Below are 15,169 nucleotides of genomic sequence, written 5' to 3' on the forward strand. Positions count from 1 at the left end.
CGACCAATATCCCAATCAATATCCAAGTCAATATCCAAATTAATATCCAAATTAATACACAGATCAATATCCAGACTGAACAGAGATCAAGCTTCAGTCCTTGAATCATCATCCCAGGGCCATTAAATTACCCTTAAAACACTATCAATTCGAATTAATCGTGGTTAAATAAACCATGAATGGTGATCAAGGGCCGATAAAAGCCACCAATTTTTCAATTTTTGATTCATCATTCTTCAGCTTTTTGTTAACTTCGATTCTTATTCAGATTTTCTTCTTTCTCAGAGCTATGGCCGAATCTCTCGCGTTGATTGACGATGACAACTGGGCAGCCAACTTAGAGCAAGTGATTCGTAATGCTCAAAATGGCGACACCATAATTGTCCCTAATTTCTCAGTTCAAGCCCTTGCTGAACGCGCCAAAGATGAATTATATCCTGATAAATTACTTCTTTTTGTGGTTCCAGAAACCGTTAATTCTGAAATCAGCAATTAGGAGCAATCAGAGCAGTTTCATTAAACACGAATCATCAGCCCACGCCAAACTAATTCAGTAAATTACAGGGACTTACTTGATCTCAAGTATTCATTTAAGTGTTCGGTTGGCTGTTAATCTGCTTGATTGTGTTTCGTGATAAATTGGGCTGGGGCCAAAACCAGAGCAATTGTGGCCAAATTGTTTGCAAAACCAAGGCGGTTCCCGATCGCCAGTGGTCGGGAGCCGCCTGTTGTTGTTTGAGGATTTGTAACCGATGACTCAGTGATCGCCAATAGGCGATCGAGAACCCCGTCAAATAGGTGGCCAAAATCAACCCCAAACCATGCTGAATGAAAAGCTCAATGAAAAAACTTTCCCAGTGGTGCCCAAGAATCATCGGAATGGCGACACGATTGTGAATGGTCACTCAAGCAATTCAAAATCTTGAAAACCCTGAGCGAATCCATTATATCGAAAGACTAGATCCCGTGAGGTCAGGTAGTACAAGGCCAGACACTACAGGGCCAGATGTTGCAGGGGCAAATATTGCAGGATGCGAGCAAGCTAGGTACCCAAAAACCAACTAGCAAATTAGTCGCCTAACTAATTGCCAAACTGATTGCCAAACTGATTGCAAAACTAATTCGCGCAACTGAGCCAGCCACGACGCACGGCATGAACAATTCGATCGATCGCGGCCAAATCTTCGAGATCTAACGAGCAGCTCAACAGAGCACGGGACAGGCCCCAGCGATCGCTCATGGTCAAGCACCGGGATTCCCAAACACGCGAAAACAGCTCTGCCAACATATCTTTGTAGAACCAGGTTGTCTGCGACATGTCTGTGAACCTCCCAGGGCATTTCAGAATTGGATTACTAACAAAAAATTCGATGTTGAGGTATCGGGTTTCAGTGCTCAGTGCCATAATCTTTGGGGTTGGTTAAGGATTAGCGAAACAGGATAAAAGCCAGCTATTGGAGACAACTAATTTTTAAGAGTGATGAAGGCACTGGGCACTTGCGAATTAGTTATCTCGATGACATTAAATATGCCGTGATTTTGGTTTGAATGTTGTGATTCATCTGTAATTCAATCCGTGATTATTTCCCTGCAATCACGTGACGAAAGCCCATGATTGGAGCGGGTAATTTCACAGGCTAAGCGTGATCCACCGACAGAGGTGTTGTGATCTCGATCGTCCGGTGATCCCCCCTCAGGACTCAACCCCTTGGGGCCGCCGCCTCTTGCTCGTTGGCAACCGCAGCGGCAATGGCCAATCTGGGACGATTGAGAAGGCTCGCTTGGATCCCGAGATCGTCAATACCTTTCACCGATTCCTGTAGCCTGGACTCAGCCTTCACCGAGTAATCGCCCCGAAACAGTCACGCCTTGGCCCAGCTTCCATGCATTTCTGGGCAACCGCGATCGCGTCAAAACTTACAGAATCACGGCCGGCCCCTGCGTTATCACGGGCCAAGGGGCGATCGACCCCATCACCCAACCCCCGAGCCTCCGTCAGCGATCGCCCAACCAGATTCATCCTTTATTGACCCAACCCCGAAAGCCCATGACTCGGCCCACGCATCCGCCTATGAATGTGGACTCCTACGATCCAGGGGACTTTTACGATGAGATGTTTGCCGGCCCCGGTCAGCCTCGCCCCGAAGCTCAATTTTTGGTTGATCGCCTCCGATCGCTATCGGCCGCCGAGTTAAGCCAACGCCAAGAAGCAGCTCAAATTGCCCTTTTCCGGCAGGGGGTCACCTTCAATGTGTATGGAGCCAGCGAAGGGATTGAGCGAGCCTTTCCCTTCGATATCATTCCGCGCATTATTAACGCCCAAGAATGGGAAACCCTTGAACAGGGGCTGAAACAGCGAATTCATGCCCTGAATTGCTTTTTACAGGATATCTATAGCGACCAAAAAATTATTGCAGATGGTATTTTGCCCCGCGACCTAATTGAATCAGCCAAGGGCTTTTTGCAGCCTTGCATGGGATTGCAGCCCCCCAAGGGTATTTGGTGCCATGTGACCGGAACCGACTTGGTGCGCGATCGCCAAGGGCAGTTTTATGTGCTCGAAGATAACCTGCGTTGCCCGTCGGGCATTTCCTACGTTTTGGAAAATCGGCGCGTGATGAAAAGTACCTTCCCCAAGGTCTTTGAAAACGCCAACATTCAGGCGGTGGATGAATATCCGTCGCGATTATTGGAAACGCTGCTGAACCTTACGCCCGATCGCCTGGCCAATCCCACCGTCGTTGTGCTCACGCCGGGAATCTACAATTCCGCCTATTTTGAGCATTCTTTCCTGGCTCAACAAATGGGCGTGGAACTGGTGGAGGGGCGAGACCTGGTGGTGGCCGATGGCTATTTGCAAATGCAAACCACTAAGGGCCTGCAACGGGTGGATGCCATTTATCGACGGATTGACGACGACTTCATCGATCCTCAGGTGTTTCGCCCCGATTCTATGTTGGGCGTGCCTGGGCTAACGGATGTGTATCGATCGGGACGAGTGGCAATCGCCAATGCGCTGGGAACCGGCGTGGCCGACGACAAGGCGGTTTATGCCTACGTGCCCAAAATGATTCGCTACTACCTGAATGAAGAGGCCATGATCCCCAATGTGCCCACCTATCTTTGTTGGGAACCGGCGGACTTGACCTATGTGCTGGAACATTTGGATTCATTGGTGGTCAAGGCGGCCAACGAATCCGGGGGCTATGGCATGTTGATTGGCCCCCAATCCACCGCCGAGCAACAGGCCGATTTTGCCGATCGAATCCGGGCCAACCCCCGCAACTACATCGCCCAACCCACCCTCTGCCTGTCGCGGGTTCCCACCCTGCTCGATGGGGAGTTTGAGGGCTGCCATGTGGATTTGCGCCCCTATGTTCTCTACGGGGAGGATATCTATGTGCATCCCGGCGGTCTGACACGGGTGGCCCTGCGTCGGGGATCGCTGGTGGTTAACTCTTCCCAAGGGGGCGGCTCCAAGGACACTTGGGTGCTGATGGATTAGGCATTGCAATCGAAAAAAATCACCCAACCGATCGGGCTGGGTGACTCTTGAAATGCCTTTTTGGCAATGGATCCAGAAACCTGAATCCCAAATTTGCATAGAAGTGGGGAATCTGGCCCCAACGAACCTAAGCTTGGCGAGAGTAGTACTCAACCACCAGCAGTTCGTTGATTTGCAGCGCCACCCACTCGCGATCGATCACGCTGTTCACCTTGCCGGTCAACTTTTCCTTGTCAAATTCCAGGTGGCTGGGCATGTTGGCCAAACCGGGGAATTGCAGGTTGTTTTCCACAATTTTGCGCGATTGATCTTTCGGCCGCACCGTAACCACGTCCCCAGGACGGCACTGATAGCTAGCCACGTCCACGCGCCGGCCGTTGACCATGATGTGGCCATGGTTCACCAACTGACGAGCGGCGGGAATGGTGGGAGCCATGCCCAAACGGAACACGGTGTTATCTAGGCGCATTTCCAGCAGTTGCAACAGCACCGTTCCCGTGGAACCGGCTGCCCGACGAGCTTTCCGAACGTAGCGCAACATTTGGCGCTCGCTGACACCATAGTTAAACCGCAGCTTTTGCTTTTCTTCCAAGCGCACGGCATATTCCGAACGCTTTTTGCGGTTTTGGCCATGTTGTCCGGGCGGGTAGGCACGCTTGGCACTCTTGCGGGTCAAACCCGGCAGCTCGCCCAAACGACGCACAATGCGGAGACGCGGACCTCTGTATCGAGACATAACTAAGACTTTAGATTCCTTTCCTTGTTGCGGTTTTTGCGCCTAATCGACAACGGGAAGGACGGTTGGAGATCAAGCAACGCAAGCTTCTGAGCCAGAAAGCTTATGACAAACGTGCCAGCCGCGGCATACGTTTCCAGACTGACCAGTATACAGGTATTGGCGCGATCGCCCTAATGTTTTGCACAAAATTCCCGCGCATTTTTTGCGTGGCGACGGTGCAGTCATGCGGGCTAGATTTTTGGGGCCATTGCTTGGCGGACTTGGATGATTTTGTTGGCTGGGCCGATCGATCCAAAATCGCCCGGGCCGATCGGTGGTTTGGCCCTGGATGATGGCTCCCTGTGCGATCAACCGGTGAGGTGGCTGCCGGATTCCGGTGAGTCTCGGGCTAGGATAGGACAATTGCGAATGACGGGCGATCGCCCCTTGGGGCCAGGCCCTCGCGCCGATTTCCCATCATCCGGTTGCAAACTACCTGATCGGGTTTTTGACATCCTCCCCGTCCTAAAGGAGCGGGGATTTCGGCCCTAGGCAAACAACCGAAGTTGCTCGACTAGACCACGGGTTGACGCTTCATCGGCTGCTACCAGCGAACTGGATTTACGCTGGCCTCCACGTCCGTTTTGAGTCTCGGACTGCCCGCCCGCGACTTTGATGTTGATGGCGGCATTCACATCGCGATCGTGAATTGCCCCGCAGTGCATACAGACCCACTCGCGTACATCAAGGGTTTTCTTGCCACCCAATTGGCCACAAGATGAACATCGCTGACTGGTCGGCTCCCATCGGCTAATCACCTGGAAATCCCGCCCGTAGCGGATCGACTTGCCCTCGATCATTTGGCGGAAGCTGTACCAGCCAGCATCAGAAATCGCCCTTGACAATTTGCGATTTTTCACCATGCCCGACACATTCAAATCTTCCAGAACGATCGCTTGGTTCTCGCGAACGATTCGGGTCGATAACTTGTGCAGGAAGTCGGTTCGTTGATCCTTGATGCGGGCGTGAATTCGGGCCACCTTACGGCGGGCGCGGTTACGTCGGTTGCTGCCCTTAACCTTGCGGCTGAGGGATTTTTGAGCGCGGCGCAATCGCTTCAGGGATTTGGCTAGAGGCTTGGGACTTAGTACCTTTTCACCCGTGGACAGAGTGGCGAAGGTTGTTAATCCTAAGTCGATACCCACTCCATCATTGATAGCCTTCAGAGCGATCAGATCCACTTCACAGACAAACGATGCAAAGTAGCGATCGGCTGCATCCTTGATGATCGTCACTGATGATGGATCCGATGGCAGCTCCCGTGACCACTTGACCCGCACACAACCGATCTTGGCTAGGTAAACCGAGTTGGGTTTAACCGAAAACCCATTGGTCGTGAATCGAATGGATTGAGTTGAGTGTTTCTTTTTGAACTTCGGAAACCCAATCTTGCGACCTTTCCGCTCACCCTTCAAGCTTTTGAAGAAATTGCGAAAAGCCAGATGGGCATCTTGCAAGGATTGAACTAACGGCACAGATGCAACTTCCGATAGCCATTCACGTTCAACGGTTAGCTTGGCTTGGGTGATGACTCGTTTCTGAATTTCAGTATCGCTAACTTTCTCCCCTTGCTGATAGAGTTCTTGACGCAATCGAATTGCATCGTTGTAGACCACACGAGCGCAACCGAACGTCTTCGCCAGCATTAATCTTTGCAGGCGATTGGGATAAATTCGGTAGCGAAATCGTGCTTTCATAACTAACATCATAAGCGGGGTTGATCGAAAAAGCCGCCCTAGAAGGGCGGGGCTTGTACCCTTTCTTTTGGTCAACCAGGTTCCTTCTGAATCCCTTCCCCGCTTGCCCATGCAACAAGATCCACCCTCATTGCCCACGGAGGTGATCGTCACCCACCCTCGTGAGTCCCTCGGTGATGTGCAACTTGATTGGCATCCTCAGCCCGGCAGCTACTTGGACTTGGCCGGCAAGACCTACGCAGTCTTGGAGCGACACCATCGCTATCAACTGCGATCGGGCCGCTACCATCTCTACAAGATTGCGTTGCATGTGCAGGCGACCCAGCGCCCCTCGGAGCAAAATTTCTTTGAAGGTCAATGGATCATTGGCGATCCGCGCTGTCGATTCAATGCGCGATCGGAACTGCTCCGTTGTGCCGTGAACCCGTCGGGCCCCTGCTTGGGCTGTCGCTCCTTTGAACTGATTCCCAAGCAGGCCTAATGATCAAGATGATCAAGCCCCATTTGGCCTGGCTGGGTCGAGCTGGCTGGGCCTAAATCATGGGGGGATCCCGCAGTTGGCGAGATCCCCCCAAAATGTTTAAGCGGCAGTTCAGGGCCCGGCCGGGCCTCAAAGCATTGGCTTCAAAACGCCAGTTTTAAAACTCCAACTAACGCCAACTTTAAAACTCTAACTGCCGATCCCGATCGCGGTAAAAATTCGGCTCCGACTCTGGGCCACCTTGCATCCGAGCTTTGGCCTTGGCGGCACTCCGCTTCAGGGATTGCAGTCGCGATTCATACCGGCTGCGCAATTTCTTTTTAGGGGTTTGTTCCACCAGGGTTTTCAGGGCGCTGCCCAAACTTTTGTAGGCATTGGGCAAGGAATACCCAAACCGAGCGGCTAGGGCGATCGCCTTTTCATCGGCCTCGATCGACTCTTTCAGTTGCCGATCGCTGTTGTTTTTCTGATAAAGCCGCCAGCCGGACACTCCACACAGCCCCAAGGCCAACAGTAGCAACAGGCCATCTTGTACCCACAGTTCACCCACCGCACCGCCTAGCCCGATCGCCAGGGCCGCCATTTCCCAGCCGTCGCGCGGGATAGTGTCGTTTTGAATGCGGGCCACCTCGTGCCAAAACAGCAAATTGCGCTGATCCTTCGCGAACTGCTCCCAGGCCACCAAATCCACCTGAATTTCCACCTGATCCTTGCCGATTTCTTCGCAACGAATCAGGGGCGGATTCACGTCCATGGCCTTTTCAACGGTTACCCAGCTCTGTAGCTCAGGGGGCAACAGGCTTTTGAGTCGTCGAAGTTCGCTGAGATCCGATCGAGCTGTGGAAAACGAGGTCATTGCAACTGGTATCCAAACCGAAAAAGCACCGGAAACAACCCGAATCTGGCTGGGGAGAGCAACCTGCCCCGGCATCCGTCGATCAACTGTTCTAAGGTTCTGGACAAGGTTCTGGACAATGGCGATCGCACCCTGGGCTGGTGGCTCCGTTTAACGGGAATTAGTGAAAACCAAGCCATCGATCGCTGGGAACCCTTGTCTGACTCTGGCTGGCCAGGGGCCAATGCCCACTTGTGGAACAGTGCTCGTTGATTGGTGATCTGATCGGGTATTTGCAGTATATCGCGCCCCGTTTCCGGCTCCCGGTCGCCAATCGCACATCTTCAGCGGTTGCCATGAGGTTCTGCCACGGTTCCACCACCCTTCGCCAGGGTTCGATCGAGTGGGGCGCTGGGCTGGATTGTGCCACTGGCAACCCTAACTGCTGATTCCCATTGATTAGTCTTAACAAGCCAGCCTTGATTGAGCAGACCCTAATCAGCAAAAACGCCCTTGTGCCAAGCGACAAGAGCGTTCCCAATCAACAGGCAGCCAAAATTACATCGACGAACCAAGACCGACGTAAGCGCCATAGAAAAACAAACCGACAACACCGATGACACCAATACCGGCGATCGTGCCGACAACCCACAGGGGAATTCGTCCGCCTCCAGACACAGCCGTGACCTCCTTAGTCAAAAAGTAGGGTTTGATGAGGACGCGCCACTAGAGCGCATCACACTGATAGTTTCCCCAGCTCAGGGCTGGAGGATGTTGATCATTCAACGAATGCTTCATCAATTCAGCAGCCAATCAGCAGCCAAGGCTTAAGCCGGAGCCTAAGTTCTTGCGCAACTCAGTTGACAAGCCTAGTTGAAGAAGTAGCTGGACATCAAAATGCCAATCACGAAAATGAACAGCAGACCCAGATAGAGCGAAGTCCGGTTCAGCTCTACGGGTTGCTTGTTGGGGTTAGGGCTACGTTCCACAGTGACAATCTCCTAGCGCTGAATGAACTGCATGGCCGCGATCGCGCCCAGGAAGAACACCGTCGGTACTGCCAGTGCGTGAACTGACAACCAACGAACGGTAAAAATCGGGTAAACAACGGGCTGGTTGGGATTCTGCGTCGCCATGATTGTTAAAAACGCTCAATAACTACTTCTGCAAGAACTGATCAATCTGAGTCTTAGCGCCTTGACGGATTTGCACGATCGGCACTTCGGTGCGCGTCTCGGTGAAGTATGCGTTGGGGCGGGGCGTTCCGAATGCGTCGTAGGCCAAGCCCGTGCTGACAAACAACCAACCAGCGATAAACAGAGCCGGGATGGTGATGCTGTGGATGACCCAATAGCGGATGCTCGTTACGATGTCCGAAAACGGACGCTCACCAGTTGATCCAGATGACATAGTCTCTTTAGTCTTCTCTCAATGGAAAATTAAACAAGAGCTAGCGGCTTGCCCAATCATTCAACCCGGAAACCGCTGAGTTTTGGGAACTTCAGCGACGGCCGGAGAATGGGCAATTGCTGGTTTCCATGATACAGAACGGGGGAAAAACTCCACAAGCCAATCCTGGGCGATCGAGCTTTTTGCGAGGGGCGGCGGGGATCGGGCGATCGCTGGGGATGCGTCTCGCGATTGTCATGAACCGGCACATGAACCGATGCAGAAACCGGCGACTAATCCACCAGCGATCGAGCACCAACAACGCTCCCGGCCGCAACTCACCGAAAATCGATGGGCAAAGCCGCGATCACCTTAGCTGGCAGCCGGAGCTGCGGCATTGAGCTTGGCTGTGTCATAGCGCAAGATTACGCCGTTTTGGCCCAGCACAAAGCCCTGATCCTGCCCAAAGAACAGAATTCGGTAAAAATTGGAGGGCACATCGCCGACAGCGCGATCCTTCTGCCAGGTTTTGCCGCCGTCATAGCTGGCGAGCAAATCGCCGCTCCCCCCAGTAATCCACAGCTCCTGATCATTGCGATAGGCCAAGTCCAGCAGCCCAAGGCTGTTGCGCAGCTCGGGGCTGGTGGTGGCGGCCCAGGTTTCCACATCGGTGGGGCTGCTGAATTGCACCTGGCCCCCGCGTGCGAGAGACCACAGGCGATCGTCAGGGCCAAAGCCCATGTTTTGCAGACGGCGCGAGCTGTTGCGGTTGTGTTGCTGCCAAGCTTCATCGCCAGGAGTCCAGGTGGAGTAGTAGCTCCCCCGTGAGGAAACGGAGACGTATTTACCGCTGCTCGATCGAGAAACGTTGCGCACCACCCCGATCGACTCTTGCACCATGGCTTTCCAATTGCGACCGCCGTCCATGGTGCGGTAAATGGCCCCCAAATCGGTCATCATTTCGGCCTGCTGGGGCCCCAAGGCCACAATCAAACGAGGATCGCCGGGCAGTTGGTTGCTGAGGGGAATCTCCGACCAGGTTTTACCCTCATCGGTGGTATGCAGCAGGATGGCGGGCTTACCGACAATCCAGCCCTCCTTGCCCGAGAAACTGACAGACTCCAAGTTATAGGGCGAGTCACCCAAATCCAGGGATTTGTCGGCCCAGGTTTTACCGCCGTCGGTGGTTTCCAGGATGGTGGCCCCTTTACCCACCATCCAACCGTGGGGCCCCTTGCCCACCAGGGTCACATCCAACATGGTTTGTTCGGTGGGCAGATTAATCACCTCCCAGGGGTTAGCCGCTACGGAGTCAATTTTGCGAGCGGTGCAGCCCACACAAAGCAGGGCCGCCAACAGGACAGGCAATAATTTGGGGAATAGATTACGAAGCCAGTGGGTCATGGGATGAATGGGATGATGAGGTGACCGGAATCGAGAGTTTCGGTGCGGTCTGAAAGGGGTGCTCAGCGGGAATTAGCCAAGGGAACTACCTTGGGCTAATTCAGACCATAAAAGCTCAGGAGCAACAGAATTCCCAGGCCCAAAACGCTGAAAATGAGGACGTTTTTGGCACCGGGAGTGAGGGTGTTAACCCCAATGCCGTAGCCGAGGTTTTCGTCAAATCCGGAGGCTTTGCCGGCGGGGCCGATGCTTTTGAATTGATATTTTTTCACGCCACAAACGGGACAGCGCCAATTTTCAGGCAGGGTCTCGAAGGGGGTGTTGGGGGCCACGTTCCGACGCTCATCCCCCTTGCCGGGTTCGTAGACATAGCCACAGGAGCGGCATTCATAGCGATCGGGCAGGGCGGGGGCGGCCGGTTCCGAGGAGGTGGCCTCGATCGCGCTGGAGTCGGCAGCCGCGATCGGTTCGATCGGTGAGTCCTCTGGTGGATGAGTCATGGGTCGCGACAGGAAGCGTGAAGATCGAAACGACGGGAATTCAACCGAGCCGATCGAGGTCAGGACTCGATCGGGTTTAGCCCCATGGAGCCGGGCCCAGGCCCATGCTCCGCCACCGTTAACCTGGGCTAGTTAACGTGGGCTAATTACTGGGATTAAAAGATTGTCTTAACGATTATCGCACAGGCGCGATCGCCCCTCTGGTCTAGGCTCTGGGGCGATCGGCCCTGCGCAAAATTCCTGAAAAAGCCATCAAATCCCCAGCATCCAAAGTTTTCATCGATTCGTTCATGTCAGAATAATGAGCGCCAGCTTCCAGCAGCTTCCAGCAAGTGATGGCCAGCCCTTGGGTTGGCAAACCCTGGGTGAATCCGACCCCAGGTTGGGAAAAAAGGCGCTGATCCCCGCTTTAGAGTTCTCCAGCAGTACCCCCAGATATGTTTACGCTGAGTGGCTATGAATACTTTCTAGGCTTCCTGCTGCTTTGCGGCATTGTGCCTGTGCTTGCCCTAGGTGCTTCTGCCGTTGTGCGCCCCAAGCGTCCTGGCAAGGAGCGGCGCACGACCTACGAATCAGGGATGGAGCCGATCGGCGGAGCTTGGATTCAGTTCAATATCCGTTACTACATGTTTGCACTGGTTTTCGTAGTCTTTGACGTGGAAACCGTGTTTCTATACCCCTGGGCGGTGGCTTTTAGCCGCTTGGGTCTGTTGGCTTTCATTGAGGCCCTGGTCTTCATTGCCATCCTGGTCATTGCCCTTGTTTATGCCTGGCGCAAAGGAGCGTTGGAATGGTCGTAACGCCGAACCCTAACCCGATCGAATCCGTGGGTCGTCCGCAGATCACGCAAGATCTGTCGGAAAACGTGATTTTGACCACGGTGGATGACCTCTACAACTGGGCGAAGTTGTCGAGTTTGTGGCCGATGCTCTATGGCACGGCCTGTTGCTTCATTGAATTTGCGGCCCTGATTGGCTCCCGTTTTGACTTTGACCGCTTTGGACTGGTGCCCCGTTCCAGCCCGCGCCAGGCGGATCTGTTGATCACCGCCGGAACGATCACCATGAAAATGGCCCCGGCCCTGGTGCGCTTGTATGAGCAAATGCCGGAGCCGAAATATGTGATCGCCATGGGGGCTTGCACGATCACGGGTGGCATGTTCAGCGTGGACTCACCTTCGGCCGTGCGTGGTGTGGATAAGTTGATTCCGGTGGATGTGTATCTGCCCGGTTGCCCGCCCCGTCCGGAAGCGATCGTGGATGCGATTATCAAGCTGCGCAAGAAGGTGGCCAATGAGTCGCTGGCGGAGCGCGGAGCCACGGCCCAAACCAACCGCTACTACACGATCGACCACCAAATGAAGCCAACTTCGCCGATTTTGACCGGTCGCTATTTGCAAGAGCCGGGCCGACAAGCCCCGCCCAAGAGCCTGACCGACGCGATCGGGCTGCCCGTGCCGCCCGCGCTGTTGACCGATCGGGCCAAACAGGAAGCTTAGGAGACGCAACGCATGGCCGACGAAACCCAACCCACCGATCTCGCCACCAACGAAGCCGGTGCGATCGCCCTCAAAGGGGACATTTCCCAATGGCTGACCAGCAACGGCTTCGGAAACGAACTGCTGGAAATCGATGATTTGGGTGTGGAAGTGATCAAGGTCGATCGGGACAAATGGCTCCCGATCGCCACCGCCCTCTACGCCTACGGGTTTAATTACCTTCAATGTCAGTGCGCCTACGACCTGGGCCCCGGTGAAGACCTCGTGAGTCTTTATCACCTGGTGCAGGTGGCCGACAACGTGACCAAGCCCAAGGAAGTGCGCGTCAAGGTGTTCCTGCCGCGGGCCAACCCAACCGTAGCCTCGGTCTACTGGATCTGGAAAGGTGCTGACTGGCAAGAACGCGAAGCCTACGACATGTACGGCATTGTCTACGAAGGTCACCCGAGCCTGAAGCGGATTCTGATGCCAGAAGATTGGGTGGGCTGGCCCTTACGCAAGGACTATATCTCGCCAGACTTCTACGAACTTCAGGATGCCTATTAGGCCGTCCCAATCAACGATACTCAAAGCCCTCGGATCGCGATTTGATCGATCCGAGGGCTTTGCAGCATATGGGGAATGATCAAAAGGTTGAAAACACTCGCTGATCGGCTACACAAGAGCCACGCAAATATAACCGGCTAGTTGGGTAAGCTATTGCGATTTGCGCCGTCCCGCGCCTGATTTTGGTTATTTGCCGGAGTGCCACCACGCTGATTGTTAGGGCGATTGTTCGATCGCCCCGGAGCCTGGCCCGCGCCGGGTGTGCCAAAGCGAGCCGACTGCACCGCTCCGGTGTTACCCAGTTTTCGTTCTGTGCCCTCGTTGTAGCTCAGGAATGTCCCTCCCGCATTGCCCGTCACCACCACCACATTGCGCTGGCCCGTGACCAAGCGCTGGGTTCCTTCGGGCAAGACTCCTTCATAGGTCACCTTGCCATCGGTCAAAATTCGCACCCAGGAGCGGGCCGTGAGCCGCACATTCACCCGCACTGGGGCGATCGGGGCCAGGCTGAGCCGCTGTGGAAAGCGAATTTGACTAGCAATTCCCTGTGCCACTAACACCCCATCACCGCCACTAGCTACGGCTGGAACGGGCGATCGCGCAGGACTACTGGTTGCAGCAGGGCGGGGCGACTGAGCCGCCGTGCGCCTCGGTGAAGGCGTGGGGGCAGTGGCGCGCGGGCTAGGACTCCTGGTGGGCTTCGGCGTGGCGGAAGCCGTAGGAGTTGGGCTGGGGGAAGAGCTAGGTGAAGGGCTAGGGCTAGGGGATGGTGAAGGACTGGGGCTAGGCGATGGGCTGGGAGTTGGTGAAGGACTGGGGCTAGGCGATGGCGTGGGGCTAGGCGATGGGCTAGCGGCCGCCGTCGGGCGAGCTGGGGCACTGGGGCTGGTGGTCGATCGGGGAGTAGGCGTAATCGCAGGGCTGGGTGAGGTAACCGGCGGCTGCACAATCACCGTGCTGGGGGCCGGCTGGCTGTGGCGCAACAGGGCCGACAGACCCAGCACCGACGCAATCAGGACACCGATATACAGCATCACCAAATGGGCCGGCTTGAGCTGGGGAGCAGGAATCACCGACAGCACCCGTTGAGAGCGCACGGGGACTATGCCATTTTGCAGCGGATATTCCTGGGCAATTTCTGAGCCATCCAACCCCAAAGCCGTGGCGTACTTGGCAATAAACCCGCGCACATAAACCGGCTCGGGCAGCGAGGACGAGTCGGCCGCCTCAAGTGCTTGCAGGATACGACGTTGAATTTTGGTGGTTGCCGCGACGGACTCGATCGTTAAGCCTTGGCTTTCGCGACATTCCCGCAGTCGAGTGCCAATTTCAACAAGGCGCTCAACTTGGGGCGAGTCAGCAGGCATCGTGCTGTCGTTCATATCCTTGTGGCTACTGCGGTGCGTGATGCGGCGGAACGGGGAGGAGTTGGAAGATTGTACCGAGAGTTGGGGAGACGAAGACTCGTGACTATCCTAGCGACCGAGAGGCCATCTTGCGAAGATTCAAGCAACCATCATCAGAATTCTGGGGGTGGTATTTGGGTCTGAGACTAGGATTGTCCCACGGGCTGGGTCTTGACCGATACCGCTCGCGACGCTTTTGGGAATTCAAGGAGAATTCCGATGATCATCCGATGACCAGATGATCAATCGACGGGAAATGAGTCGGCTTGGGATTAATGGGCTGATCTTAAGCCGGCCTGGCGGCGCAACTGCTGAATTTCAGTGGCTGTCAGATGCCGATGGGTGCCGATCGGCAGCTCTTGGCCCTGCTTTGATTTCAGGGTGAGCGAACCAATAGCAATACGGTGCAACTTTATCACCGGATGACCGAATAATTCGGCCATGCGTCGAATTTGCCGATTTCGACCTTCCATCAGAGTGATTTCTAATTCGGTACGATCGCCCTGGGGGTGATCCCTGCGCCCTTGCACCTCGCGGACTTGGGCCGGCAGCGTTGGACGGCCATCCAATAAAATGCCCTGTCGCCATTGCGCCAACACCTGGGCGTTGGGTTGTCCCTGCACCCACACGCGATAGGTTTTGGGTTGGTGAAACCGAGGATGGGTGAGGGCGTGGGTCAGTTCTCCATCGTTGGTTAACAGCAGGGCCCCAGTGGAATCCCAATCTAAGCGGCCCACAGGGTGCAGCCCCGTTTGTTCAACGAGCGATCGGGGAAGTAAATCCAGCACGGTTCGCCGCTGCCGATCGTCCGCACAAGCCGACAGCACCCGGGCAGGCTTATTCAACAGCAGATAGAGCAGTGCGGGGCGATCAGTTGGACGAACGGGCCGACCATCAACCTCAATTTGATCCACTTCGGGATTGACCACACAGCCCAATTGCGCCACCTGGCCGTTGACCCGCACTCGCCCTTCCGTAATCCAAACTTCCGCATGGCGACGGGAAGCCAAGCCCCATTGGGACAATACCTTTTGCAACCGTTGCCCAGCTTGGGGAGCGATCGCATGAGGGGCTGCCGTTGCCGCTGGGGCGATCGGCTGGGTCAAATCAGATGAGGACGATCGGGCAGG

At 54.9% G+C, this 15,169-nt stretch carries 21 protein-coding genes; 7 read left to right on the forward strand and 14 right to left on the reverse strand.

The genetic code is table 11. The features are described from left to right. The first annotated feature begins 175 nt into the window (after positions 1–175). Positions 176–496: a hypothetical protein gene (locus tag VPK24_RS08045; protein WP_393011991.1), complete on the forward strand. Its 321-nt coding sequence runs from the start codon at positions 176–178 to the stop codon at positions 494–496. A gap of 94 nt (positions 497–590) precedes the next feature. Here the strand turns inward: VPK24_RS08045 and VPK24_RS08050 are convergent, their stop codons facing one another. From VPK24_RS08050 to VPK24_RS08060, 3 genes are all read right to left on the reverse strand, one after another. Further along, complete coding sequence (locus VPK24_RS08050; RefSeq protein WP_393011993.1) at positions 591–875, reverse strand: hypothetical protein; 285 nt, start codon at positions 873–875, stop codon at positions 591–593. 242 nt (positions 876–1,117) lie between these two features. Next, entirely contained in the window at positions 1,118–1,318 is a 201-nt protein-coding gene (locus VPK24_RS08055) for a hypothetical protein (RefSeq protein WP_099534289.1), read from the reverse strand. A gap of 519 nt (positions 1,319–1,837) precedes the next feature. Next, a complete protein-coding gene (locus VPK24_RS08060) occupies positions 1,838–2,020 on the reverse strand; it encodes a hypothetical protein (RefSeq protein ID WP_393011995.1) in 183 nt (60 codons plus the stop codon). 51 nt (positions 2,021–2,071) lie between these two features. Between VPK24_RS08060 and VPK24_RS08065 the strand changes: the two genes are divergently transcribed. Next, positions 2,072–3,505 (forward strand): circularly permuted type 2 ATP-grasp protein, encoded by a 1,434-nt coding sequence (locus VPK24_RS08065; RefSeq protein WP_393012135.1) that lies wholly within the window; start codon positions 2,072–2,074, stop codon positions 3,503–3,505. Between the two features lie 127 nt (positions 3,506–3,632). Here the strand turns inward: VPK24_RS08065 and rpsD are convergent, their stop codons facing one another. Next, a complete protein-coding gene (gene rpsD, locus VPK24_RS08070; RefSeq protein ID WP_099534291.1) occupies positions 3,633–4,241 on the reverse strand; it encodes a 30S ribosomal protein S4 in 609 nt (202 codons plus the stop codon). A 267-nt stretch (positions 4,242–4,508) separates the two neighbouring features. Here rpsD and VPK24_RS08075 point away from each other — a divergent pair, with 267 nt between their 5' ends. Continuing rightward, positions 4,509–4,775: a hypothetical protein gene (locus tag VPK24_RS08075; RefSeq protein ID WP_393011997.1), complete on the forward strand. Its 267-nt coding sequence runs from the start codon at positions 4,509–4,511 to the stop codon at positions 4,773–4,775. Here VPK24_RS08075 and VPK24_RS08080 read toward each other — a convergent pair. Next, the gene (locus tag VPK24_RS08080; RefSeq protein ID WP_393012137.1) at positions 4,772–5,980 is read right to left on the reverse strand and encodes an RNA-guided endonuclease InsQ/TnpB family protein; all 1,209 of its coding nucleotides are present in this window, start codon (positions 5,978–5,980) and stop codon (positions 4,772–4,774) included. The genes VPK24_RS08075 and VPK24_RS08080 overlap by 4 nt on opposite strands. 109 nt (positions 5,981–6,089) lie before the next feature. Here VPK24_RS08080 and VPK24_RS08085 point away from each other — a divergent pair, with 109 nt between their 5' ends. After that, a complete protein-coding gene (locus VPK24_RS08085) occupies positions 6,090–6,461 on the forward strand; it encodes a DUF6464 family protein (RefSeq protein WP_393011999.1) in 372 nt (123 codons plus the stop codon). 181 nt (positions 6,462–6,642) lie between these two features. Here VPK24_RS08085 and VPK24_RS08090 read toward each other — a convergent pair whose 3' ends face one another. The 7 genes from VPK24_RS08090 to VPK24_RS08120 all read right to left on the reverse strand — a co-directional run bounded on the left by VPK24_RS08090 (position 6,643) and on the right by VPK24_RS08120 (position 10,589). Next, entirely contained in the window at positions 6,643–7,317 is a 675-nt protein-coding gene (locus VPK24_RS08090; protein ID WP_099534294.1) for a DUF3318 domain-containing protein, read from the reverse strand. A gap of 537 nt (positions 7,318–7,854) precedes the next feature. Continuing rightward, positions 7,855–7,974 (reverse strand): photosystem II reaction center protein J, encoded by a 120-nt coding sequence (locus VPK24_RS08095; RefSeq protein WP_099534295.1) that lies wholly within the window; start codon positions 7,972–7,974, stop codon positions 7,855–7,857. Between the two features lie 191 nt (positions 7,975–8,165). Then, a complete protein-coding gene (locus VPK24_RS08100; RefSeq protein WP_099534296.1) occupies positions 8,166–8,285 on the reverse strand; it encodes a photosystem II reaction center protein L in 120 nt (39 codons plus the stop codon). A 12-nt stretch (positions 8,286–8,297) separates the two neighbouring features. Continuing rightward, the gene (psbF, locus tag VPK24_RS08105; RefSeq protein WP_099534297.1) at positions 8,298–8,432 is read right to left on the reverse strand and encodes a cytochrome b559 subunit beta; all 135 of its coding nucleotides are present in this window, start codon (positions 8,430–8,432) and stop codon (positions 8,298–8,300) included. Positions 8,433–8,454: 22 nt separating this feature from the next. Further along, the gene (psbE, locus tag VPK24_RS08110; RefSeq protein ID WP_099534298.1) at positions 8,455–8,706 is read right to left on the reverse strand and encodes a cytochrome b559 subunit alpha; all 252 of its coding nucleotides are present in this window, start codon (positions 8,704–8,706) and stop codon (positions 8,455–8,457) included. Between the two features lie 351 nt (positions 8,707–9,057). Then, positions 9,058–10,089: a photosynthesis system II assembly factor Ycf48 gene (locus VPK24_RS08115; RefSeq protein WP_393012003.1), complete on the reverse strand. Its 1,032-nt coding sequence runs from the start codon at positions 10,087–10,089 to the stop codon at positions 9,058–9,060. A gap of 95 nt (positions 10,090–10,184) precedes the next feature. Further along, a complete protein-coding gene (locus tag VPK24_RS08120; protein WP_393012005.1) occupies positions 10,185–10,589 on the reverse strand; it encodes a rubredoxin in 405 nt (134 codons plus the stop codon). 437 nt (positions 10,590–11,026) lie between these two features. Between VPK24_RS08120 and ndhC the strand changes: the two genes are divergently transcribed. Genes ndhC through VPK24_RS08135 form a run of 3 tightly spaced genes read left to right on the forward strand, consistent with a single transcriptional unit; the run spans position 11,027 to position 12,633 of the window. Further along, positions 11,027–11,389 (forward strand): photosynthetic/respiratory NAD(P)H-quinone oxidoreductase subunit C, encoded by a 363-nt coding sequence (gene ndhC / locus VPK24_RS08125; protein ID WP_099534302.1) that lies wholly within the window; start codon positions 11,027–11,029, stop codon positions 11,387–11,389. Further along, positions 11,380–12,087 (forward strand): NADH dehydrogenase subunit K, encoded by a 708-nt coding sequence (locus VPK24_RS08130; RefSeq protein WP_099534303.1) that lies wholly within the window; start codon positions 11,380–11,382, stop codon positions 12,085–12,087. The genes ndhC and VPK24_RS08130 overlap by 10 nt, the downstream gene beginning before the upstream one ends. Positions 12,088–12,099: 12 nt before the next feature. Then, entirely contained in the window at positions 12,100–12,633 is a 534-nt protein-coding gene (locus VPK24_RS08135) for an NAD(P)H-quinone oxidoreductase subunit J (protein WP_099534304.1), read from the forward strand. Positions 12,634–12,770: 137 nt separating this feature from the next. Here VPK24_RS08135 and VPK24_RS08140 read toward each other — a convergent pair whose 3' ends face one another. Next, a complete protein-coding gene (locus tag VPK24_RS08140) occupies positions 12,771–14,015 on the reverse strand; it encodes a helix-turn-helix domain-containing protein (RefSeq protein WP_393012008.1) in 1,245 nt (414 codons plus the stop codon). A gap of 296 nt (positions 14,016–14,311) precedes the next feature. Further along, positions 14,312–15,100: a pseudouridine synthase gene (locus tag VPK24_RS08145; protein ID WP_393012139.1), complete on the reverse strand. Its 789-nt coding sequence runs from the start codon at positions 15,098–15,100 to the stop codon at positions 14,312–14,314. Between the last annotated feature and the right edge of the window lie 69 nt (positions 15,101–15,169).

Source organism: Limnothrix redekei LRLZ20PSL1 (assembly GCF_043235035.1).
Classification (GTDB): Bacteria; Cyanobacteriota; Cyanobacteriia; order CACIAM-69d; family CACIAM-69d; genus CACIAM-69d.